20 protein-coding genes are annotated in these 23,049 nt (G+C 32.6%); 17 read left to right on the forward strand and 3 right to left on the reverse strand.

The features are described from left to right. The first annotated feature begins 19 nt into the window (after window positions 1–19). Both treC and treR read left to right on the forward strand, forming a co-directional pair. Window positions 20–1,678: an alpha,alpha-phosphotrehalase gene (gene treC, locus OCU55_RS13775; RefSeq protein ID WP_261852889.1), complete on the forward strand. Its 1,659-nt coding sequence runs from the start codon at window positions 20–22 to the stop codon at window positions 1,676–1,678. A gap of 121 nt (window positions 1,679–1,799) precedes the next feature. Continuing rightward, the gene (gene treR / locus OCU55_RS13780; RefSeq protein ID WP_261852890.1) at window positions 1,800–2,510 is read left to right on the forward strand and encodes a trehalose operon repressor; all 711 of its coding nucleotides are present in this window, start codon (window positions 1,800–1,802) and stop codon (window positions 2,508–2,510) included. Between the two features lie 157 nt (window positions 2,511–2,667). On the opposite strand, the gene OCU55_RS13785 is transcribed toward treR, so the two are convergent. The 3 genes from OCU55_RS13785 to OCU55_RS13795 form a co-directional block, all read right to left on the reverse strand. Then, window positions 2,668–3,309, reverse strand: coding sequence for an exosporium glycoprotein BclB-related protein (locus tag OCU55_RS13785; protein WP_261852891.1), 642 nt, complete (start codon window positions 3,307–3,309; stop codon window positions 2,668–2,670). A 154-nt stretch (window positions 3,310–3,463) separates the two neighbouring features. After that, complete coding sequence (locus tag OCU55_RS13790; protein WP_261852892.1) at window positions 3,464–5,470, reverse strand: alpha/beta hydrolase family protein; 2,007 nt, start codon at window positions 5,468–5,470, stop codon at window positions 3,464–3,466. A gap of 191 nt (window positions 5,471–5,661) precedes the next feature. Continuing rightward, window positions 5,662–6,687 carry a branched-chain amino acid aminotransferase gene (locus OCU55_RS13795; protein WP_261852893.1) on the reverse strand — a complete coding sequence of 342 codons (1,026 nt, stop codon included), beginning with the start codon at window positions 6,685–6,687 and terminating at the stop codon, window positions 5,662–5,664. 441 nt (window positions 6,688–7,128) lie between these two features. Between OCU55_RS13795 and cysC the strand changes: the two genes are divergently transcribed. The 15 genes from cysC to OCU55_RS13870 all read left to right on the forward strand — a co-directional run bounded on the left by cysC (window position 7,129) and on the right by OCU55_RS13870 (window position 22,922). Continuing rightward, the gene (gene cysC / locus OCU55_RS13800) at window positions 7,129–7,743 is read left to right on the forward strand and encodes an adenylyl-sulfate kinase (protein WP_261852894.1); all 615 of its coding nucleotides are present in this window, start codon (window positions 7,129–7,131) and stop codon (window positions 7,741–7,743) included. A gap of 117 nt (window positions 7,744–7,860) precedes the next feature. Continuing rightward, window positions 7,861–8,886, forward strand: a complete 1,026-nt coding sequence (locus OCU55_RS13805) for an aliphatic sulfonate ABC transporter substrate-binding protein (RefSeq protein ID WP_261852895.1) — start codon at window positions 7,861–7,863, stop codon at window positions 8,884–8,886. A 16-nt stretch (window positions 8,887–8,902) separates the two neighbouring features. Next, the gene (locus tag OCU55_RS13810) at window positions 8,903–9,742 is read left to right on the forward strand and encodes an ABC transporter ATP-binding protein (protein ID WP_261852896.1); all 840 of its coding nucleotides are present in this window, start codon (window positions 8,903–8,905) and stop codon (window positions 9,740–9,742) included. Continuing rightward, on the forward strand, window positions 9,699–10,451 hold the full coding sequence (locus OCU55_RS13815; RefSeq protein WP_261853082.1) for an ABC transporter permease: 753 nt from the start codon (window positions 9,699–9,701) through the stop codon (window positions 10,449–10,451). The genes OCU55_RS13810 and OCU55_RS13815 overlap by 44 nt, the downstream gene beginning before the upstream one ends. A 20-nt stretch (window positions 10,452–10,471) precedes the next feature. Then, the gene (locus OCU55_RS13820; protein ID WP_261852897.1) at window positions 10,472–12,160 is read left to right on the forward strand and encodes an adenylyl-sulfate reductase subunit alpha; all 1,689 of its coding nucleotides are present in this window, start codon (window positions 10,472–10,474) and stop codon (window positions 12,158–12,160) included. Then, window positions 12,144–12,458 carry a 4Fe-4S dicluster domain-containing protein gene (locus OCU55_RS13825; protein ID WP_261852898.1) on the forward strand — a complete coding sequence of 105 codons (315 nt, stop codon included), beginning with the start codon at window positions 12,144–12,146 and terminating at the stop codon, window positions 12,456–12,458. The genes OCU55_RS13820 and OCU55_RS13825 overlap by 17 nt, the downstream gene beginning before the upstream one ends. An 81-nt stretch (window positions 12,459–12,539) precedes the next feature. Continuing rightward, window positions 12,540–13,421 carry a sulfate adenylyltransferase subunit CysD gene (gene cysD, locus OCU55_RS13830; RefSeq protein WP_261852899.1) on the forward strand — a complete coding sequence of 294 codons (882 nt, stop codon included), beginning with the start codon at window positions 12,540–12,542 and terminating at the stop codon, window positions 13,419–13,421. A 16-nt stretch (window positions 13,422–13,437) separates the two neighbouring features. Beyond that, window positions 13,438–15,237 carry a GTP-binding protein gene (locus OCU55_RS13835; RefSeq protein WP_261852900.1) on the forward strand — a complete coding sequence of 600 codons (1,800 nt, stop codon included), beginning with the start codon at window positions 13,438–13,440 and terminating at the stop codon, window positions 15,235–15,237. Between the two features lie 35 nt (window positions 15,238–15,272). Beyond that, window positions 15,273–15,455 (forward strand): GGDEF domain-containing protein, encoded by a 183-nt coding sequence (locus OCU55_RS13840; protein WP_261852901.1) that lies wholly within the window; start codon window positions 15,273–15,275, stop codon window positions 15,453–15,455. A 95-nt stretch (window positions 15,456–15,550) separates the two neighbouring features. Then, on the forward strand, window positions 15,551–16,216 hold the full coding sequence (locus OCU55_RS13845) for a YczE/YyaS/YitT family protein (protein ID WP_261852902.1): 666 nt from the start codon (window positions 15,551–15,553) through the stop codon (window positions 16,214–16,216). A 419-nt stretch (window positions 16,217–16,635) separates the two neighbouring features. Further along, window positions 16,636–18,009 carry an APC family permease gene (locus tag OCU55_RS13850; protein WP_261852903.1) on the forward strand — a complete coding sequence of 458 codons (1,374 nt, stop codon included), beginning with the start codon at window positions 16,636–16,638 and terminating at the stop codon, window positions 18,007–18,009. Window positions 18,010–18,237: 228 nt separating this feature from the next. After that, window positions 18,238–18,699, forward strand: coding sequence for a hypothetical protein (locus OCU55_RS13855; protein WP_261852904.1), 462 nt, complete (start codon window positions 18,238–18,240; stop codon window positions 18,697–18,699). Window positions 18,700–18,776: 77 nt separating this feature from the next. Continuing rightward, a complete protein-coding gene (locus OCU55_RS13860) occupies window positions 18,777–19,682 on the forward strand; it encodes an HD-GYP domain-containing protein (RefSeq protein WP_261852905.1) in 906 nt (301 codons plus the stop codon). Between the two features lie 271 nt (window positions 19,683–19,953). After that, on the forward strand, window positions 19,954–22,149 hold the full coding sequence (locus OCU55_RS13865) for a DNA topoisomerase III (protein ID WP_261852906.1): 2,196 nt from the start codon (window positions 19,954–19,956) through the stop codon (window positions 22,147–22,149). 251 nt (window positions 22,150–22,400) lie between these two features. Continuing rightward, window positions 22,401–22,922 (forward strand): DUF1648 domain-containing protein, encoded by a 522-nt coding sequence (locus OCU55_RS13870; RefSeq protein ID WP_261852907.1) that lies wholly within the window; start codon window positions 22,401–22,403, stop codon window positions 22,920–22,922. The last annotated feature ends 127 nt before the right edge of the window (window positions 22,923–23,049 follow it).

Below are 23,049 nucleotides of genomic sequence, written 5' to 3' on the forward strand. Positions count from 1 at the left end.
TTTTAAAGGAGCAGATTATATGAAAGACTTTAAAAAAAGCGTAATTTATCAAATATATCCTAAATCATTTAAGGATTCTAATGGAGACGGTTTAGGTGATCTAAAGGGAGTAATAGAAAAAATTGATTATTTAGAAATGCTTGGGGTAGATTATATATGGCTTACTCCATTTTACGCTTCTCCACAGAAGGATAATGGGTATGATGTTGCTGATTACTGTAGCATAGATAAAAGATTTGGAACAATGAAGGATTTTGAAAAGTTAGTTGAAGAATGCACTAATAGGAATATTGGTGTGATGCTGGACATGGTGTTTAATCATACTTCTACAGAACATGAATGGTTCAAGAAGGCTCTAAGGAATGAGAAACAATATAAAGATTATTACATTTTTAAAGAGACGGAAGATGGCTCCGAACCTACTAATTGGAAGTCTAAGTTTGGAGGAAGTGCTTGGAAGAAGGTAAATGATGAATATTATTTACATCTGTTTGATGAAACTCAGGCTGACTTGAATTGGGAGAACTCTCAGGTTAGAGATGAAATATACAAAGTAGTAAAGTTTTGGATGGAGAAGGGTGTAAATGGATTTAGACTAGATGTAATAAACCTGATTTCTAAGCCAGATATATATGAAGATGACTTTGAAGGAGATGGCAGAAAATTTTATACTGATGGGCCAAGAATACATGAATATTTAAAAGAATTAAATAATAAAACCTTTGCTACTAAGAATAACATATTAACTGTAGGAGAGATGTCCTCTACTGATATTAATAACTGTATAAATTACTCAAATCCTGAAGAAAAGGAACTGTCAATGGTCTTTAATTTTCATCACTTAAAGGTTGATTATAAAGATGGTGATAAGTGGACTTTAATGGATTTTGATTTCTTAAAGTTAAAAGATATCTTTAATAGTTGGCAAGTGGGTATGGAAAAGAATAATGGATGGAGTGCAGTGTTTTGGTGCAACCATGACCAACCAAGAATAGTGAGTCGTTTTGGTAATGAAGAGAAATATCATAAACAATCTGCAAAGATGCTTGCCACAGCTATTCATATGCTCAGAGGTACGCCTTACATATATCAAGGTGAAGAGATTGGAATGACCAATCCTCATTTTAATGATATAAAGCACTATGAAGATATTGAATCAATAAATTATTACAACATACTTAAAAATAGCGGAAAATGTGAGGATGAAATATTAAAAATACTTAAATGTAAATCTAGAGATAATTCAAGAACTCCTATGCAGTGGGATTGTAGTGAAAATGGTGGATTTACAACAGGAGAACCTTGGATATCTTTAAGTGACAACTATAATAAAATAAATGTTGAGAACTCATTAAAAGAAAGTAATTCTATCTTCTATCACTATAAGAAGTTGATATCTTTAAGAAAAGAATATGATGTTATATCATATGGAAGTTATGTGCCTATATTAGAAGAGCATGAATCAGTTTTTGCATATGTTAGAGAGTATGAAGGTGAAAAGCTTATGGTAATAAACAACTTTTATGGACGTGAAACCATAGTTGATATGCCTAGTGAATATAAATTATATGATGAGAATGCTAGCATATTATTATCTAATTATGAAGATTCGCAACAGCTAACAGACCGCATTGAACTAAGACCTTATGAGTCTATAGTATATTATTTAAACGGATAAAGATACAAATAGACAATACTATAATTAAACTTAACATCTAAAAATCACTATATTATTTATGCAAAGGTATATTTGTTGAAACTTATATATATAAATGCTAAAATATTTACGGTGATATAATATGGATAGTAAATACCTAGCTATATATAATGATATAGTTAATAAAATAGAAGTTGGCAAGATGGAGCCAAACTCAAAACTTCCTTCTGAAAGCGAACTCATGGAAGCTTATAATGTATCCAGGGATACTATAAGAAAAGCTCTGGCTCTTTTAGAGACAAATGGATGCATACAAAAGATAAAAGGAAAAGGTTCTTTTGTTCTTGATGTAAATAAATTTGATTTTCCTATGTCTGGATTAACTAGCTTTAAGGAACTTGCGGGAAAGATGGGAAGTGGTTCTAATACTATATTAAAAGAATTAGAGCTTATAAGTGGAGACAAGTTTATAATGAAGCAGCTAGAGTTATCAGAGGATGACGAAGCGTGGAAGGTAGTAAGAGTTAGAGAAATTGGTGGCAAAAAAATTATTTTAGATAAAGATTACTTTAACAAAAAATTCGTTCCAGATTTAACAAAAGAAATCTGTGAGAATTCCATATATGAATATATAGAAAATACTTTAGGTCTAAAGATTAGTTATGCTAAGAAGGAATTTACAGTTCAGCAGGCTACCGAAGAAGATAAGGCTGTTTTAGACTTTGAAAACTTCAATATGATAGTAGTGGTTAAAAACTATGTTTATCTAGAAGATACTAGTCTATTTCAGTATACAGAATCTAGACATAGACCGGATAGATTTAGATTTGTAGATTTTGCTAGAAGAAGATAAGTACACTGTTATTGAAGTTTTATAGAATCTAAGAAAAAAGGAGGCTCTGCTTATTCAGAGTCTCCTTTTTAATTAAAAGGTAACATTTAAACAAGTTAAGTCTATGCTAATATGAGCTTTCATAGAAAACTATACTTTTAGGGTAAATTAAATTAATTTATTTTATTTCAGCACCTGCGTTAACATATCCTCTAACAACACTTGCAACTCCGGTAGGATTTGTTGCGTAAAATACCATCATAACACGTGAACCAGCCTCTACTGGTGCCTCAAAGTTAGCTATCCCGCTGACTGAATCTCCAATTGATAAAGAACCTTGTAACGGATCTAAGTTAACTAAAGCTCCTGGAATAGCTGTAAATGTGGTAGAATTTGCTCTAAATAATTGAGCTACAATGGTTACTGGGGTTGTAAGAGTTACTGCAGTTAAAACTGTAAAGTGAGCAGCTATAGAAGTAATTATTCCGGAGCGAGGCATTGAAAAAGCTTCATCAGGCGTACCAGTAGGTATAGTTAATGTGGTACCGTTATTTGTAAGAGTGAATCCGGGGAAGGCACTCCCAAAACCTACTATTGTAGCGTCACTAAATAGATTGCCTGCTATGGTCGTAAGAATAACCGGTGCAATAAAATCTGATGCGAATGGTATTATAGCCCCACCTAAGATTCTAGTATTTACTCTACGAATAGTGGTAAGAGTAGCACAAGGATTGCAGTGATGTTTATGATGATGACCATCTGGATAGCCAGGGTCATTTGGACATAAGTCATATCTATTATAATCGTTATACATTGACATATCAAAAATCCCTTCCTTAAAAATATAATGATATAAATATATAAAAAGCACTTTATATATTTATATGTTTATATAGATTATTCTATATTATAGTATATAAATAAGAAGGTGAATTGGTGTATCGATTTGTCAGATAATCGCGAAAATAGTCATTTTAGTTATTTTTTAGATGCTTATCAAACCATTGCGTTATTTCTGTAATCCTTCTAACTCTATGTTTAGGTTTGCCACTTCTACTCAACTCATGGTTTTCTACTTTAAACATACAAAGTCTTGTTTCTACTCCGTGATATTTTAATGCAGTAAACATCTGAAGAGCTTCAGGAATCCAACATCTATAATCTTCATTGGAGTGTAGGAATAGTGTTGGTGTTTTTACCTTATCCGCATATTTTAGTGGGGAGTGGAACCATACTTTTTCGTAGTCACTCCAAGGTGTTGCTCCAGTTTGATCTGGTCCAAAGAAATAACCTATATCTGTTGTGCCGAAAAAAGAAGTCCAGTTTGAAATGCTTCGTTGAGAAGCAGCGGCACTAAATCTATCAGTGTGGCCTATTATCCAGTTGGTCATAAATCCGCCATAAGAGCCTCCGGTTACACCAACTTTTGCAGAGTCTATAAATGTATATCTTTTTAGCACCTCATCAGTAAATTTCATGATATCTTCATAATCTATTGTTCCGTATTTTCCTCTGATATCAGCAAAGTCGTTGCCTTTTCCATCGCTTCCTCTAGGGTTGCAGAAAAAGACTGCATAGCCTTCACTAGCCCAGTACTGCATTTCATGGAAGAAAACTGTGCCGTATACTGTTTTAGGACCACCATGTATATCTAATATTGCAGGATATTTTTGGGTTTCATCAAAATTCACAGGTTTAATAACCCAGCCGTCTATTAGTATACCTGGCTCTGTTTCAATACTTACTTTTTCTGGAGAAGAAATAAGCTTTTCTGATTTAACCCAATCATTAAAAGAAGATAATTTTTCAGAGGTATTATCACCTACAGTATAAATTTCTTGAAGAGCTTCTGAAGCCATTCCTATGAATAGTGCATTATCTTTATTTATGCTTATCCCATCTACAGTTCCATTACCATTAGTTAGAGTTTCTATATTTCCATTTACATCTATCTTGTTTAATAAAGAACTATCATTTTCGGTTGTTATAAAATATAAGAATTCTCCTTCAATTTGCATTGTTACAGAACCACAATATCTGCAGTCTGAACCTACAGAGTTATCCAAAGCTTTATCAAAATCAGGTGTAATGCATTTTTGTTCATAGGTATCTAAGTCAATGGTATAGAACTTTGAGTTTTCATTTATACCGTATTTAGACATATCTGTTGCTGCCACTATAAGGTTTTTATTAGATATAAAATTTGCAAATCTATTGCTCATAGGTAACGGTTGAGGTACTATAGTGAGCTTTTTCTTTTTTAAGTCATATATTGATATTTCATTTGTCGTAGGCATTTTATCTTTAAAATGGTAGCTTAGTATTACAAGCTTACTTTTGCTTACGTCTAAGTCAAAGAAATCAACATTTGTAGCTTCGTCTGTAATAGTTTCAACCTTTTGCGTTGCAGTATCAAATAAATATAATCTTGTTCTTTGGCCTCTCGTGAATCCACCACCATTTAGCCAAAATGGTATTTCTTCAAGTATTTCATAATCATCTTCGTCTTTTCTTCTGCTTAATTCTTTTTGTTTTTCATCAGAATTTAAACAACTTAAATCAGTTTCATTAGGATTATAATCTGAAGAGAACACGTACAAATTCTCGTTAATTTGTTTTATGGAGTTTACAGACTTAGGAATAGTAAATAGTTTAACTGCTTCTCCACCGTGAATATTAATTCTATAATAGTGAGTGAATTCTTCGCCGTTCTTAAGTTTTTCTTTATCTTTAGAATCCCTTTGGGCAGGGAATATTATATTCTCAGAATCAAGCCATAAAAAACTCTTTTCAGAGTCAGAGGATGTAAGTCTGTATTTAGAATTGCTTTTTAAGTCAATAATCCATAAATTTGATAAGTATTTGTTATCCTCAAGATCTGCTTGGTGCACAACAAAGCAGGCATAGTTACCATCAGGTGAGTGCTTTATTGAAGATAAAAAAGTATATTTAGTAAAATCATCGATTTTCACTTTTTCCATATATTAATCCTCCATTCAATTTATACCAATAGTTAATGTAAAAAAGTGAAGAGCTACAGTTTATTGAGTTCCTGACTTAAACTATAAATTTGTGTATGCCGCAAAATTCCAAGAATTCAGGATTTTTGAACATGCATAAATTAAGTTTTAGTACAGGAAGACTTTAGTAACTCTTCACTTAATAAAATGCTCTATTTAACTTCTACAATCCATCCTTCAGGCGCTTTTTTGTCACCAAATTGAATTCCTGAAAGTGTGTCATAAAGTTCTTTTGTAATTGGGCCTACTTCTGTTTCACTATGGAACACATGAAGCTTATCTTTATAGAAGATTCCACCTATTGGTGTTATTACAGCTGCAGTTCCACAAGCGCCTGCTTCTTTGAATTCATCTATGTTGTCTATAAATACATCTCTTTCTTCAGCTTCTAAACCTAAATATTCTTTAGCTAAATGAAGCAAGGAATACTTAGTTATGCTAGGAAGTATGGATGGTGAATCAGGTGTTACAAATTTATTATCCTTTGTTATACCAAAGAAGTTAGCAGCTCCAACTTCTTCAATCTTAGTGTGTGTTGCTGGGTCTAGGTAAATACAATCTGCATAGCCACCCTTTGCTGCTAGTTCATGAGGATGTAGACTTGCAGCATAGTTTCCACCAACTTTAGCTGCCCCAGTACCGTAAGGTGCTGCTCTATCATAATCTGAAATTATAAAGTTTACAGGAGTTATTCCACCTTTGAAATAAGCCCCTACAGGTATACAGAATACGCAGAATATATATTCAGGTGCAGGTTTTACACCAATGTTATTACCAACACCTATTACGAAAGGTCTTAGATATAATGTTGCCCCAGTACCATAAGGTGGAACATAGTGTTCATTTGCCTTAACAACTTGAATACAAGCATCTATAAACTTTTTCTCAGATATTTCTGGCATCAATAACCTGTTACAGCTAGCAGCCATTCTTTTTGCATTTTGATCAGGTCTGAAAAGCTGAATTTTTCCTTCTTTAGTTCTATATGCTTTTAATCCCTCAAAGCATTGTTGCCCATAATGTAAAGCTGTTGAAGCTTCGCTTATTGAAAGCATATTATCCTCAACAAGTGCGCCATCATCCCATTTTCCATCTTTCCACTTAGAAACATATCGGAAATCTGTTTTGATATAATTAAACCCCAATGTACTCCAATCAATATTTACTTCTTTAGACATTAAAAAGCCCCCTGTTCTATAAATTATACTTTTAAATTCCTATTATATAATTTTATCACTTTTAGTTATAATGTAAAATAAACTTTTTCCTTTCGAAGTAATTAAGATAAGTTATGTCTAAATATGTAGTATAGTTACCAAAGTATACATTTATTAACTCGGAATGAGGATATCCTAACTAAAACGCCTATTTTTTAACTGATTTACAGTAAAAATAGTTAAATTGTTTATTAATTATCAAAAAATGTATTGATTTCAATTAAATCCTCTAATATACTTAATTTAATAAAATAAAACATATCGGAATAGTTGGTAATTAGAATTGATAAATTACAGAAGGTTCTAGGATTTATAGCTTTCGGTACTTATTTGGGGCTTACTCGGCTAATCTGAGCGTAAATGTTAATTTCATAACAAAAATAATTTTGGGGAGGCTTAGCTATGAATATTAACAATGATGCTAATATAGTTTGGCACAATACTAGTATTAGCAGAGAAGATAGGGAACGGCTATTAAATCAAAAGGGGATACTGCTGTGGTTTACTGGATTTTCAGGTTCTGGCAAATCTACAATTGCAAACGCATTAAGTGTAAAACTGCACAATGATTCTTATCTTACTTATTTATTAGATGGGGACAATCTAAGACATGGATTAAATTCAGGACTTGGATTTTCTAAAGAAGATAGAATTGAAAACATAAGAAGAGTAAAGGAAGTATCTAAACTTTTTGTTGATGCAGGCATTATAACCTTGGCTACCTTTGTTTCTCCTTTTAGAGAGGATAGGGATAGTATAAGAGAATTACTAAGAGATAGGTTTATAGAAGTTTTTGTTGATTGTGATTTAGAAGTTTGCGAGGATAGGGATCCAAAGGGGTTATATAAAAAGGCGAGAACTGGACTTATAAAAGACTTTACGGGAATTGATTCACCTTATGAGAAACCTGATAATCCTGAAATCACAATATATACACATAAAGCTTCTATAGAACAGTGTGTAGAGCAAATAATTGCTTATCTAAAAAAAGAAGATATCTATAGATGTACCACTTAGAACCGAAATCTATTTTTAAAACTCTCACGGCTTCTGGTGAGAGAATTTAAAAATAATAAATTTTATTACGAAGTGGTACATCCGTAATAACGGCTAAAGTACTTGGGGGGCTAAAAAATGAATATAAAAAAAATCCTTGCTTCTGTAATGACATCTGTAATGGTATTGGGGCTTTTCGGATGCTCATCAAAAAGCGAAGACACTTCTAAAGTCAGAATTGGCTTTTTCTCTAATATAACTCATGCTCAAGCTTTAGTAGGAATGAACAATGGAGAATTTCAGAAGGCTATAGGTGATAAATATAGCGTTAACTGGAAACAATTTAATGCTGGTCCAGATGAACTGCAAGCTCTTCTTGCAGGAAGTATAGATATAGGGTATATAGGTCCAGGGCCTGCATTAAACGGGTATATAAATTCTAAGGGATCCATTGAAATTATTGCTGGAGCTTCTAGTGCAGGAGCAGTTTTGCTTGCAGCAAAAGATTCCTCAATAAAAGGTGTAAAAGACCTTTCAGGAAAAAAAGTCGCAATTCCTCAATTCGGTAACACTCAAGATTTATCCCTAAGAGCACTATTAAAAGAAAATGGATTAAAAGACAAAACAGCTGGTGGAACGGTTGATGTAGTACAGGCAGAGAACTCTCTAATTAAAACTCTTTTATCACAACACAAGATAGATGCAGCTCTAGTTCCAGAACCTTGGGGTACTAGATTAGAAAAAGAAGCTGGTGCTAAAGTCATTCTTGATTATAAAGATGTTTGGAGAGGTGGTAATTACTCAGTTGCAGTAGTAGTAGCAAGAAAAGATTTTGTGAAGGAACATCCAGATGTGGTTTCTAATTTTTTGAAAGCTCATGTTAAAATGACAGATTATATTAGTTCAAATCTAGAGGCAGCTAAGAGTGATATAAACAAGCAACTAGATAAACTCACCAAGAAACCGCTTAAAAAAGATGTACTAGATACAGCTTTTAAAAGACTAGTTATAACTAATTATCCTATACAGGATTCTATTACCGAGATGGCAGCTTTATCAAAAGAAATCGGATTTATAAGAGAGAAACCGGATTTAACTAATTTTTATGATTTAGATCCGCTAAATAAAGTTATTAAGGAAAGCCAGCAAGCTAAAACGAAATAAGAAGGGGGAAAAGTAGTTGAGTCTCGTAATTGAAGGAGTAAATAAGAAATTTATATCTAAGCATAAAGAAACCTACACCTTAGATAATATTAACCTCACTTGTAAGAAAGGTGAGTTTGTATGTATATTGGGGCCATCAGGTTGTGGAAAGTCTACTTTGCTAAATATAATTGCAGGTCTAGAGAGTCCTACTGAAGGCAAGATAAGTTTAAATGGAAGTGAGATTAAAGGTGTTGGGGTAGATAGGGCTGTTATGTTTCAAGAGTCAGCACTATTTCCCTGGTTAAAGGTAATAGATAACGTTGAATTTGGAATGAAAATAGCTGGAGTTCCAAAAAAGGAGAGACGAGAGAGAGCTCTTCATTATCTTAAAATGGTTCATTTAACTAAGTTTCAGAATTCATATGTTCATGAGCTTTCAGGAGGTATGAGGCAGAGGGTAGCCCTTGTGAGAGCATTAACCTTAGACTCAGAAGTATTGCTTATGGATGAGCCTTTTGCAGCATTAGATAGTCAGACTAAGAACATACTTCAGACTGAACTTCAAAAGGTTTGGCTTGAGACTAAGAAAACAATAATATTCATAACTCATAGTGTTGAAGAGGCAGTACTTTTAGGTAATAGGGTACTAGTTATGTCTGCAAATCCAGGAAAAGTTAAAAGAGAGTTTAATATAGATCTCGCAAGACCAAGAAAAGTTGAAGATGTAAATTTAACATATATAGCAGCACAGGTTATGGAGGAACTTAGAGAGGAGGTTGAGAGGATTGCAAGAGCTGAATACGACAATGATTGGAGTATTGAAAAAGGTAATGTTTTATATTCTTCTGCTAGCGATATGGGAACTGGTATATAAGCTTGGAGTTGACGTTTTGGCTATATGGAAGCCATATACTTTTCCATCACCTTTCGAGGTTTTTAGAAGCTTATTTAACTTAGTTAAGGACAATACCTTATTTACAGCAATTGGGGCAAGTATGGGGAGACTTTTGTTAGGTTATCTATTATCGGTAGTCATAGGACTATCATTAGGTCTTTTTATAGTTCGTTTTAGGTATATAGGTGACAATATTAAAGCTTTAATTCTTGGATTGCAGACTTTACCAAGTATTTGCTGGGTGCCTTTTGCTATACTTTGGTATGGAATAAGTGAACAATCTATTATATTTGTCATAGCTATGGGGTCAATATTTTCAATATCAATAGCTACTGAAGGAGCTATAAATAATGTGTATCCACTTTATATAAAAGCTGCAAAGACCATGGGAGCTAAAGGTCTTAAGTTATATATTAATGTTATTATACCAGCAGCCCTTCCAGGGATTGTCGCTGGTATGAAACAAGGATGGTCCTTTGCTTGGAGAGCTTTAATGGCCGGAGAGATGATTTCTTCTTCAAAAGGCTTAGGTTATGTGTTAATGGTAGGAAGAGATGTAGGAGATATAAGTCAGGTAGTAGCTGTTATGGTAGTAATAATTGGGTTAGGACTTCTGTTAGATAAAATAGTTTTTGGCAGAATTGAGGCGAACATAAGACAAAAATGGGGACTTAAAACTGAAATATAGGCAATAAGGGAGGCTATGAATTGGATTTTAGAAAGGAAATACTGGAGACAGATGTGTTAGTAATTGGGGGAGGAACTGCAGGATGTTTCAGTGCTCTAACTATTGTGGATAAGTCAGACTTAAAAGTTATAATTACGGATAAAGCTAATATAAAGAGAAGCGGATGTCTTGCCGCAGGGGTTAATGCACTTAATGCATATATAGGAAAAGGTGAGACTGCTGAATCCTTTGTTGAGTATGTAAAAAGAGATTCAGAAAATGTCATAAGAGAAGACTTAGTTTATAGTATTGCAAAGAGATTGAATGGTGTAACTAAGAAGATTGAAGATATGGGACTTCCTATATTAAAAGATGAAGCTGGTAACTATATTCAAAGAGGTAAGAGAAGCGTAAAGATAAATGGTGAAAATATCAAGCCACTTTTAGCAGATGAAGTGAATAAGAGAGCTAATATAACTGTATTAAATAGAGTGAATATAGTTGACTATCTTATTAAAGATGATGAAGTAGTTGGAGCTATTGGATTCTCCTTAGATCAAAATATTATTTATACTATCTATTCAAAGTTTGTAGTATGCGCTACAGGAGGTGCAGCTGGAATATATAAACCTAATAATCCAGGTTTCTCAAGCCACAAGATGTGGTACAGTCCTTTTAATACTGGATCAGGTTATGCAATGGGAATAAAAGCTGGAGCAGAGATGACCTCTTTTGAAATGAGATTTATAGCTTTAAGGTGCAAAGATACTATAGCTCCTACTGGAACAATAGCACAAGGGGTAAAGGCTGAACAGATTAACTCCTTAGGAGAAAGTTATGTATCTAAGTATGGAAAACCTAATACTCATATAAGACTATATGCAACAGTTATGGAAAATAAGATTGGCAATGGACCGTGCTATTTAAAGACTGAGGGTATTTCAGAAGAATTAGACAAGGATTTATTTAAGGCTTATTTAAATATGGCTCCATCTCAAACCTTAAGATGGCTTGAGAGAACTACAGGTCCATCTAAAGAAAATGTGGAGATTGAAGGAACTGAGCCTTATATAGTTGGTGGACATACTGCGGGCGGTTATTGGATAGATAAGGATAGAAAGACAACAATAAAAGGTCTATATGCTATAGGTGATGTAGCAGGTGGAAGTCCTAAGAAATACGTTACAGGATGTTTTGCTGAAGCAGAGATAGCAGCTGAATCTATAATTAAAAATATAGAAGGTAGAACAACCAATAAATTAGATAGTGGAGCTATAGAAGAGAAGACATTTTTTATAAAGAGCTTCTTTGAAAATGAATATTCTGAGTACTCAATAAAACAAGTTGAAGAAATGATGCAAGCTGTGATGGATGAGTATGCTGGGGGTATATCAAAATCCTATATATATAATGAAAATGAACTAAACATTGCAGCAGAGAAGATAAAAAAATTAATGAATTTAGCATATACACTTAAAGCTGAAGACTTACATCAGTTAATGTTTATCTTTGAAATAATAGATAGGGTATATGTTTCTAGAGTTCTGATTGAACATCTTAGGGCAAGAAAAGAAACTAGATGGAGATGTTATCAGGAAAATGCGGACTATCCAAATAGGGATGATGAGAATTGGATGAAGTATGTAAATTCAATATATAAAAATGGCAAAGTAAATATTATATTTAGAGATTTAATTGGAAGGGATGAATCCTATGAGCATAAGAATTGATAAAGATAAATGCATAAGATGTGGAAAATGTATAAAGGTTTGTCCTGGAAGCTTAATCTATAAAGATGAAGATAAAAAAGCCTATATAAAATATGAAAATGCCTGTTGGGGATGTACAGCATGTCTTAAAGAATGTGGCAGTTCGGCAATCACATATTTCTTAGGAAATGATATTGGCGGAGCTGGAGGGGCAATGAAGGTAAAAAGACATGGACAGTATTGGCAATGGGAGATTGTAGATACTGAAGACAATAAACATGTTGTAAGGATAAATACAAAAGAATCCAATAAGTATTAAAATGAAGCTAATAAGTTTAATAAAGTTTATTAAGAAATGATATATCAATAAGTTTAACAAGTAGACTAGGGGGTTATTACATTGAATCATTTAGATAAGTTAGAAAATAAAAGTATTCATATATTAAGAGAGGCATACAGTGAGTTTAAAAACTTAGGGATGCTTTGGTCTATAGGTAAAGACAGTACTGTACTTCTTTGGCTTGCAAGAAAGGCTTTCTTTGGACATGTGCCAATTCCTCTTGTACATGTAGATACGCATTATAAAATACATGAAATGATACAGTACAGAGATAGGCTAGCATTAAAGTGGAAACTCGATATGATATATGGAGAAAATAAAGAAGCCCTTGATAAAAATGAAACCTTCCCAGATGGAAAGGTGACTAGGTTAGAGTGCTGTAAGAGACTAAAGACTGAAGCTTTAACTAACACTCTTAATGGTAGCTGGCCAAGATACAGAATGAATCATGATATCGGCAAATATGAAATTGACAAGAATACAGAACCGTTCACTGGAATAATTGTTGGGGTAAGAGCAGATGAAGAAGGAAGTAGATCAAAAGAAAGATACTTCTCACCAAGAGATAAGAATAATGATTGGGATGTAGCAGAGCAGCCACCAGAATTTTGGAATCAATATAAGACTGATTTTGCTCCAGGTACTCATGTAAGAATACATCCATTATTAGACTGGACCGAACTTGATATATGGGAATATATCAAAAGAGAAAACATTGAAATGGTATCACTATATTTTGATCAAGGGGAAGGCAAGAGATATAGGTCCCTAGGATGCTATCCATGTACTACTCCTGTAGAATCTACAGCGAAAAATGTTGATGAAATCATAGAAGAGCTTAAGACTGGAAAGTTTGCAAACATAGCAGAAAGATCTGGAAGAGCTCAGGATAAAGAAGATGGTGGAGGATTAGAAGAATTAAGAAAGAACGGCTATATGTAGGAATGGGGGCTATTAAATGAACGTTATCAAAGAAGATATGAATATAGTAATTGTTGGACACGTTGATCATGGAAAGAGTACTATTATAGGAAGGCTTTTAGCAGATACAAATTCACTACCAGAAGGAAAGCTTGAACAGGTTAAAGAAAGATGTAGAAGAAATTCAAAACCTTTTGAATATGCTTTCTTGCTTGATGCTTTAAAAGATGAGCAAGAGCAAGGTATAACTATTGATGCAGCAAGATGTTTTTTTAAGACTGATAAGAGGGACTATATAATTATAGATGCACCAGGACATATAGAATTCTTGAAAAATATGGTAACCGGAGCTTCAAGGGCAGAGGTTGCTTTACTAGTAATAGATGCCAATGAAGGGATTCAAGAAAATTCAAGAAGACATGGATACTTGTTGTCTATGTTAGGTATAAAGAATGTAGTTGTATTAATTAATAAAATGGATCTTGTGGATTATAGTGAAGAAGTTTTCAACAATATAGTTAAGGAATATACAGAATTTTTAAATAAGATAGATGTTGAGCCAAGATACTATATACCAGTAAGCGGCTTCTTTGGAGAAAATATAGTATCTACATCTGAAAAGACACCTTGGTACAGTGGACAATCAGTATTAGATATTTTAGATGGTTTTGAAAAAGAAAAGCTTCCAGATGATAAACCTTTTAGAATGCCAGTGCAGGCTGTATATAAGTTTACTGAAGATGGGGACAATAGAAGAATTGTAGCTGGAACCATTGAGACAGGACGTATTAATGTTGGAGATGAGGTTGTATTCTATCCTTCTGGTAAAAAAAATAAAGTTAATTCCATTGAGATTTTCAATGCTGAGGTGCCAGAAAGTGCAGGATCTGGTTCTGCCATAGGATTCACATTTACTGAACAGATATATGTAAAAAGAGGAGAAATGGTTACTTTAACAAGTGAACCTAAACCTAAGGTTGGTAACAGAATAAAGGTTAACCTATTTTGGCTTGGAAGACAGTCTATGGTAAAAGGTAGAGATTATCTTCTGAAGGTAGGTACAGCAAAAGTACCCGTTAGAATTGAAGAAATAACTAAAGTTATAGATGCATCAAATCTAGAAAATGAAGTAAAGGATTCTATAGATAGACATGATGTAGCAGAATGTGTACTTAGAGCACAAAAACCAATCGCTTATGATTTAGCTCATGAAATAGCTCAAACTAGCAGATTTGTAATTGTAGATAACTATGAGATAGCTGGAGGAGGAATAATACTAAAGGATCTTGAAGATGATAGTGCATGGCTGAGAGACAAGGTTATCGTTAGAAATAACAAGTGGGAAAACAGTAGCATTTCAAAGGAAGAAAGAGCAGAAAAATATGGACAAAAACAAGCTTTAATCTGTATAACAGGGCAAAAGGATGTAGGCAAGAAGGCTATAGCAAAAGAGCTTGAAAGAAAGTTGTTTAGTGACGGTAGAATAGTTTATTTCCTTGGTATAAGTAATGTGTTATATGGTGTGGATGCAGATATTAAGCATACAGAAAATGATAACAACGAAGAGCACTTAAGAAGATTATCTGAGGTGTCAAATATTCTAGTTGATTCAGGGGCTATTCCTATTGTGACAGCAGTAGAACTTAGCAGAGATGATATTGAGATAATTGAAACAGCTGTAGATTCTGATAAAATAATAAAGGTTTGGGTAGGAGAAGAGGTAACTACAGATCTTGAATACGATCTTCATATACAAAGTTATGATTCAGTGGATGTGGTAGTAATGAAGATAAAAACACTATTACAAGATAGAGGCATAATATTTAAACCTTTTTAAATATTAAAATTATAATGCAAGGGAATATATATCCTTTGCATTTTTCACTGATAAGGAAAATAGGATGTAGTATTGGTGGTGCTGTTTGGAGTGTAGAAACTCAAAGTTCTACTGATGTCATACGATGCGCTGACGAAGCGCTATATAAAGCAAAGCGTTCTGGTAAAAATAGAATATATTTTTATAGTAATGATGACTTTAAATTAATAGTAATATAATAGTAAGTAATTTAAACAGAATATATCTACATAAAATATAGTGTTATTTATATACAAGGTTATAAATAACATTTAATACTTGGGGGCTATTTACAATGATAAAAAAGATAATTTCCACAATGGTTAGGCTTTTCTTCGGGCTTTTTTTATATGCCTTCGGACTAGTTTTGGCCATAAATTCTAATATTGGACTATCACCTTGGGATGTTTTTGGTCAAGGAATATCAAAGACATTAAACATTACAATGGGACATGCGACTATATCTGTAGGTTTTGTTATCATACTGATAAACTTTATGCTAGGCGAGAGAATAGGCTGGGGAACCATATTCAATATGATATTTATAGGAGAGTTCATGGATATTTTAATGTTTAATAGAATAATACCAGTAAGTACTAATATAGTTATTTCAGTTATAATGATGTTTTGTGGTGTTATGGTTATAGCGCTAGCTACTTTCCTTTATATAGGTGCAGAGTTAGGTGCTGGACCAAGAGATGGTCTCATGGTAGCATTGACTAGAAAGACAAATAAATCAGTTAGAGTAGTAAGAAGCATTATAGAAATAAGTGCACTAGTGGTTGGATACTTGTTAGGAGGATTTGTAGGAATTGGAACACTGATAATGGCGTTTTCAGTTGGCCATGCAGTTCAGTTTATTTTCAAGGTATTTAAATTTGATGTATCTAAAGTAAAACATAGATATATTCTAGATGATATACTATTTGTTAAAAATAGTCTTTATCAAATAAATGAATAATTAAGTTAATAAAAGTATGCAAGAACATGAAAATTTATGCATATAAACATTATTTAAGCTTTTTTAGGATGGTTATATATATCATCCTTTTTTATTTGAATTTTAATGTGGTGAAATATACAATAAATCAAGGTTATACAAGAAAAAGTACAGTTTGTAAATAATTAGTATTTAGGAGTGAAAATAATAGCATTTTTGAGAAACATTAATTATAAGTTAATAATTAAGGTATAAATTGTTATATTGGATATATCTGAGTGAAAAACGACAAAAATATGCATGATTTTCATTTGTATAATTATAATATAGTATTTATAATTTATGAGGTACTTTAATCTAATATACTGATAAAGTGCTTAAATAATAGAATGTATTTGAAAAATTTATTGAGTGTAAAATATATAAATGGGGGTATGATCTTGAACATATTCAGACGTAAAACAATTAATGATTTTAATGAAGCAACAGAGCATAGTGGTCTTAAAAGAAAACTTACAGCTTTTGACTTGGCAGCTTTAGGTATTGGTTCAGTAGTTGGAACTGGTATATTTGTAGCTACAGGACAAGGCGCTCAACTTGCTGGACCTGCTGTTACAATATCTTATATAGTTGCAGCTATAGTTAGTGCTTTATGCGCCCTTACTTATTCGGAATTAGCATCAATGTTTCCTGTTTCAGGTAGTACATATTCATACTCCTATGTTGCCTTCGGTGAAATAATAGCTTGGATAATAGGATGGGATTTGATATTAGAATACCTAGTTTCTGCAGCAGCAGTTGCCTCAGGTTGGTCAGGAACCTTAGTCGGTATATTAAAGGATTATGGTATAGCTATTCCAACTGCATTAACAACAGCACCTATAAGTGGTGGTATAGTTGATTTACCAGCAGTAATTATAACTCTTATAGTCACTTGGATTTTATATATAGGAGTTTCTGAAAGTGCTAAGGTAAATAATATAATAGTAGGAATTAAAATATTCGTAATACTTGTGTTTGTAGTATTAGGTATAACTCATATAAATGTGGCAAACTATCATCCTTTTGCGCCTTTTGGAACAAAGGGAATAATGACGGGAGCATCAATAATATTCTTCGCTTTTATAGGGTTTGATGCTGTATCAACTGCAGCGGAAGAAACTAAAAATCCAAAGAAAGATGTACCTATGGGACTTGCTATATGTTTAATAGCAGTAATTGTTCTATATATCGCAGTATCCTTGATATTAACAGGGATAGTACCATTCAAGAGTATAAATATCGACAACGCTTTACCAGGTGCCTTATCTACTATAGGTATAACTTGGGGATCGGCTTTAGTTGGTGTTGGAGCTGTAATAGGAATGATTTCAACTCTACTTGTAACTCTATATGGACAAGTAAGAATATTCATGGTTATGTCTAGAGATGGATTACTTCCAAAAAGATTTGCAAAGGTAAATAAAAGGTTTGGAACGCCAGGTCTTTGTACTGTAATAACAGGAATAATAACTGCTATTATGGCAGGTTTCTTACCACTAGGTATTATAATGGAACTTTGTAACATAGGAACATTATTTGCATTTGTTCTAGTTTCTATTGGGGTTGTAGTTTTAAGAAAAGCTATGCCTGATATAGAAAGAAAGTTTAAGTGCCCAGGAGTGCCATTTACTCCGATATTAACAGTTATATTCTGTGGATATCTTATGTCATTCTTACCAATCCAAACGTGGATAAGATTTGTAGTTTGGCTTTTACTTGGATTAATTATATACTTCGTTTATGGGTATAAAAACAGTAGTTTAAATAAATAGTCATTCAAAATACACTATATCAATACTTAAAGCAACAAATTAGTATTGAGTAGTGTATTTTTATCCAGTTAAATACAAAGTATGACAGATAGAATAATAATTTGTTAAAACAATTATATGATATATTTTCCATTGTAAAAATTGCTAAATGAATTAAAATAAAGTAAAATTAATAAGGACATATTAAACTCTTAGAACAAAAAGAAAGTAGCATATAGGGGGAGAAAAATGAAAAAATTAATTGCATTTTTATTTACGTTTTTATTAGTTTCTTTTGGATTAGGACACAATGCTTTTGCAGCAACAAATGATGATAAGTCAGACATTCTTGCAAAGATTCAGCAAACTAATCAACAAATTCAAGTTTTAATAGATAATGCTCAAACAAAGGGTTCAGAAATAAATATAGAACTCGATAAAAAAGTAGTAGAACTAGAGAGCGAAAAGGCTAATTATACAGGACAAGATGATAAGATAGCTGAAATTGATAAAGAAATTGTTAATTTAAGAGAAGAAGCTAACAAAGAGATAGACAAGCTTTGCTTAGATTTATATAATGAAACTGAGGACTTAGCTAATGCCATGGTAGCAGAGGCTACAGCAGGCGGAATTGAGGTTCAGAAGGAATATTTTGACTATAATATTGGCGGGAAAATTATTGCGATAGATCCTGTTCACGTAGTGGACTAAAAGTACAATATTAGACAGCAATTTAAATATATAAATCTTCTAATGTTAATAATCATATACCTGGTTTAGGAGGAATTATGTCTGGAATATTTTTAAATCGTAAAGGTAGTTATATAGAAAAAGTTTTAAGCAATAAAACGCAGCTTTCATTATTGGCAAATAGTGGACAAACAGAAATAATGCTTCAAAAGATTGATAAAAATACAATCTTTTTTGTATATCCAGCAGACAGTTCTGAACTAATGGAGTTTTTTTATATATTAGAAGGTGAGCTGGTATTAGAGTTCGATGGAGAAATGATAAAACTAAAAAATGGTGATTATTATTTTTCAAAGGACTTAGAAAATAAGGCTTTTTTCAAAACTATAACCGATGTTCAGATACTTTATGTGAGTGATAAGCCAGTTTTTCACTTAATAAGTAATAAGATGAAGGACTTGGAAGATATGAGAAATGCTGTTGAAGAAAAAGATATGTATACTCATGCTCATGGGGAAAGAGTAAAAGAATATTCGGTGAAAATAGGTGAAAAGTTATTATTATCAAATGCAAAGATTACTTGTTTGAATTATGCTGCAGCATTTCATGACTTGGGAAAGATAAATGTTCCAGATGAAGTCTTAAAAAAACCAGGTAGACTTACAACAGAAGAATTTGAATATATAAAAAAACATCCTAAGGATGGAGAAGATATAGTAAAAGATACATTTATAAAAGAATCAGCTCTTGGAATAGGACAGCATCATGAAAGATTAGATGGAAGCGGTTATCCTTTAGGACTAAAGGGAGACGAAATCTGTTTAGAAGCCAAGATAATTGGTGTTGCAGATTCTTATGATGCTATGACTTCTGATCGTCCTTATAGAAAAGGTATGGAGCCAGGGGATGCTTTAAGAGAACTTAAAGCCTTGGTAGGGAAACACTACGATGAGTTGATTATATCTAAGTTAGAAGAAGTGCTTAAAGAAGAAGGTTTAATATAAAAAATATGTCTAAGAGTTTAATAAAAAGTTTTGCTTAATATATAATAGAAAGGCAGTTTAAGCTGCCTTTCTATTATTTTTGCGTTATAAAGAGATAGAGTTGATTTAGATGAACCACTTCATAATTAAATTTATATTTTCAAATTCTCCTCTCAGAAACCAGAGGAGTTTTGAAAATAGATTTCAGATTGAAGTGGTTCATCTTTAATTAGTAGTTAAAAAGATTTCTTTGTGGTAATATAAGCATAGAAAAACTGAAAGGGTTGTTGATATGAGTAAGATAGTAGTACTAGCAGAAAAGCCATCAGTAGCTAGAGAAATTGCAAGAGTTTTAAAGTGTGGTAAAAAAGGTAATGGATATTTAGAAGGTGAAAAATATATAATTACTTGGGCGTTAGGGCACTTAGTTACCCTTGCAGATCCAGAAGCTTATGATGATAAATATAAAAGTTGGAAGTTAGAAGATCTTCCTATGCTCCCTGATCACTTAAAACTTGTAGTTATAAAACAAAGTGGGAAGCAGTATAACGCTGTTAAGGAGCAATTAAATAGAAAAGATGTAACTGAAATTATAATAGCAACTGATGCAGGACGTGAAGGTGAATTGGTTGCAAGATGGATCATAGAAAAGGCTAGAGTTAACAAGCCTATAAAAAGATTATGGATATCCTCTCAAACAGATAAGGCTATATTAGAGGGTTTTAAGAATCTAAAACCAGGATCACAATATGATAATTTATATAAAGCAGCTGCTTGTAGAGCTGAGGCAGACTGGGTAGTAGGTCTTAATATAACTAGAGCACTTACATGCAAGCATAATGCACAGCTTACTGCAGGTCGTGTTCAATCAGCTACTTTAGCTATGATAGTGAATCGTGAAGAAGAGATAAAGAACTTTAAACCAAAGGATTATTTTACTATAAGTGCTAAGACAAAAGGATTTACTCTTAGCTGGAGAGATAAAAATAACAATGGTAGTATTTTTGAAGAAGATAGGGCAAATAAGATAATTGCAGCAGTTAAAGGAAAAGAAGCCAATGTAGTTGATGTCATAGAGAGCAATAAGAAGCAATTTGCTCCTGCACTTTATGATTTAACAGAGCTTCAAAGGGATGCCAACAGAATATTTGGATATTCAGCAAAGCAGACTTTATCTATAATGCAGAGATTATATGAGAACTTTAAGATACTTACTTATCCTAGAACAGATTCAAGATATATTTCTAGTGATATAGTAGCTACTTTGCCAGAAAGACTTAAAGCAATTTCTATAAGTAATTATAGAGCTGCTGCTACTGAGATTTTAAACGGTAAGATAAATGCACATAAAGGCTTTGTAGATAACAGCAAGGTAAGTGATCACCATGCAATTATTCCTACAGAAGAAAAAGTTAATTTAGCAGTACTAAGCAGTGAAGAAAGACATATCTATGACTTAGTTGTTAAGAGATTTTTAGCTGTGATGTTACCTCCATATGAGTATGTACAGACAACAATATCTACAGATATAAGTGGAGAAACTTTTGTGGCCAAAGGAAATGTTATAAAGTCAAAGGGGTGGAAGAAGGTTTATGATAGGGTTGATGATCTTACAGATGATGAAGATGAAAAGGATAGCCAAGAGTTACCTGTTGTAAAGAAGGGTGACAAACTTCCTATATTATCAGTAGATAGTAAAAAACAACAAACTAAACCACCAGCAAGATTTAATGAAGGTACTCTACTTTCAGCTATGGAAAAGCCTCATAAATATGTATCAGTAGATAAGGTTTCTGCTAAAACTCTAGGAGAAACTGGTGGAATAGGAACAGTTGCTACTAGAGCAGATATAATAGAGAAGTTATATAACATGTTCTATATAGAGAAGAGCGGAAAAGACATAATTCCGACTTCAAAAGGAAAGCAACTTATAGAATTAGTTCCAGAAGAACTTAAATCGCCTTTAATGACTGCTAAATGGGAACTTGAACTTGATCTTATAAGTAAAGGAAAGAAAAATCCTAAGGTTTTCACAGAAGAAATGAGAAATTATGCAAAAGAGTTAGTTCAAGATGTTAAAGGAAGTAGTGATAAGTTTAGGCACGATAATGTAACTGGTAAGAAGTGTCCTGAATGTGGCAAGTATATGCTAGAAGTAAGCGGAAAGAACGGAAAGATGCTGGTTTGTCAGGATAGAGAATGCGGTCACAGAGAAAACTTAAGCAGATTTACAAATGCTAGATGCCCAGAGTGTCATAAAAAGCTTGAACTAAGGGGTCAAGGAGAAGGTCAAATATATGTATGTGCAAATACTAATTGCAGCTTCAGAGAAAAAGCAAGTTCCTTTAATAAGAGATTTGATAATAAATCAGATAAGGTAAATAAAAAAGAAGTTTCAAACATAATGAAAAAGATGAAAAAAGAAAGCGATGCTCCTATAAATAATGCTTTTGCTGACCTTATGTCAATGTTTGGTAAGGAAGAATAGTATATACTTGAAGCTAATGTTTAAGTTTAGTACTTTAATGGATAAAATGAAAAAATACTAGCTAATATCAATATATTTTTAAGGATATAGATTTTGAAATTATATCATATAGCAATTATTATTAACTTATAGTATAACTTGACTTTAGATGTAACAACTAATATAAGTAGCCTAATAGGCTTTTAAAGTAAAGTTAAAGAATATAATTTAAATATAAAAGCTATTAAAGATATATTTAGGAGATGAGCTTCATGACTGAATCTTTTGGGAATGGAAGTAATAAAAGACCTATATTAAAGATACCTTATTCAAGTTTAGAAAGAATATTAGAGATAATATCAATCGCGGCCATAATTGTGGTGATAGGAATGCTTACAGCTTGCTGGGATAGAATACCTCAGCATATAGCTACTCATTTTGGAATAACAGGAGAGCCTGATGGCTGGGGGAGTAAAAATACTTTACTTATAATGCCTATAATATCAATATTATTCTATGTTTTATTGACTACATTGAGTAAGTTTCCTCATGTTTTTAATTATGTGGTAGATATAAATGAGATAAATGCGAGAGATCAATATAGCAATGCAAGAAGGCTTATGATCTTTATAAAAACTGAACTTTTGGTATATCTTTCAGTAATGGAATATAATTCATTGATGGTAGCATTAGGTAATAAGAGCAACTTAGGAATACTATCCTTGCCGTTGTTTATATTAGCTATATTTGGAACTGTAGTTTATTTTGTTAGAAAGTCATTAAGCTACAAATAATTACTTAAAAACAATGATAAAAAGGCTGTAAAACTATTTTGTTTTACAGCTTTTTTCTGATTAGACTAGGTAAGGTGTCTTCAATTAGAGATTTTGAATATTAAAAATTTTCATAAATAGAAACCAC

It is taken from the genome of Clostridium folliculivorans (assembly GCF_024341905.1).
Lineage (GTDB): Bacteria > Bacillota > Clostridia > Clostridiales > Clostridiaceae > Clostridium_AR > Clostridium_AR folliculivorans.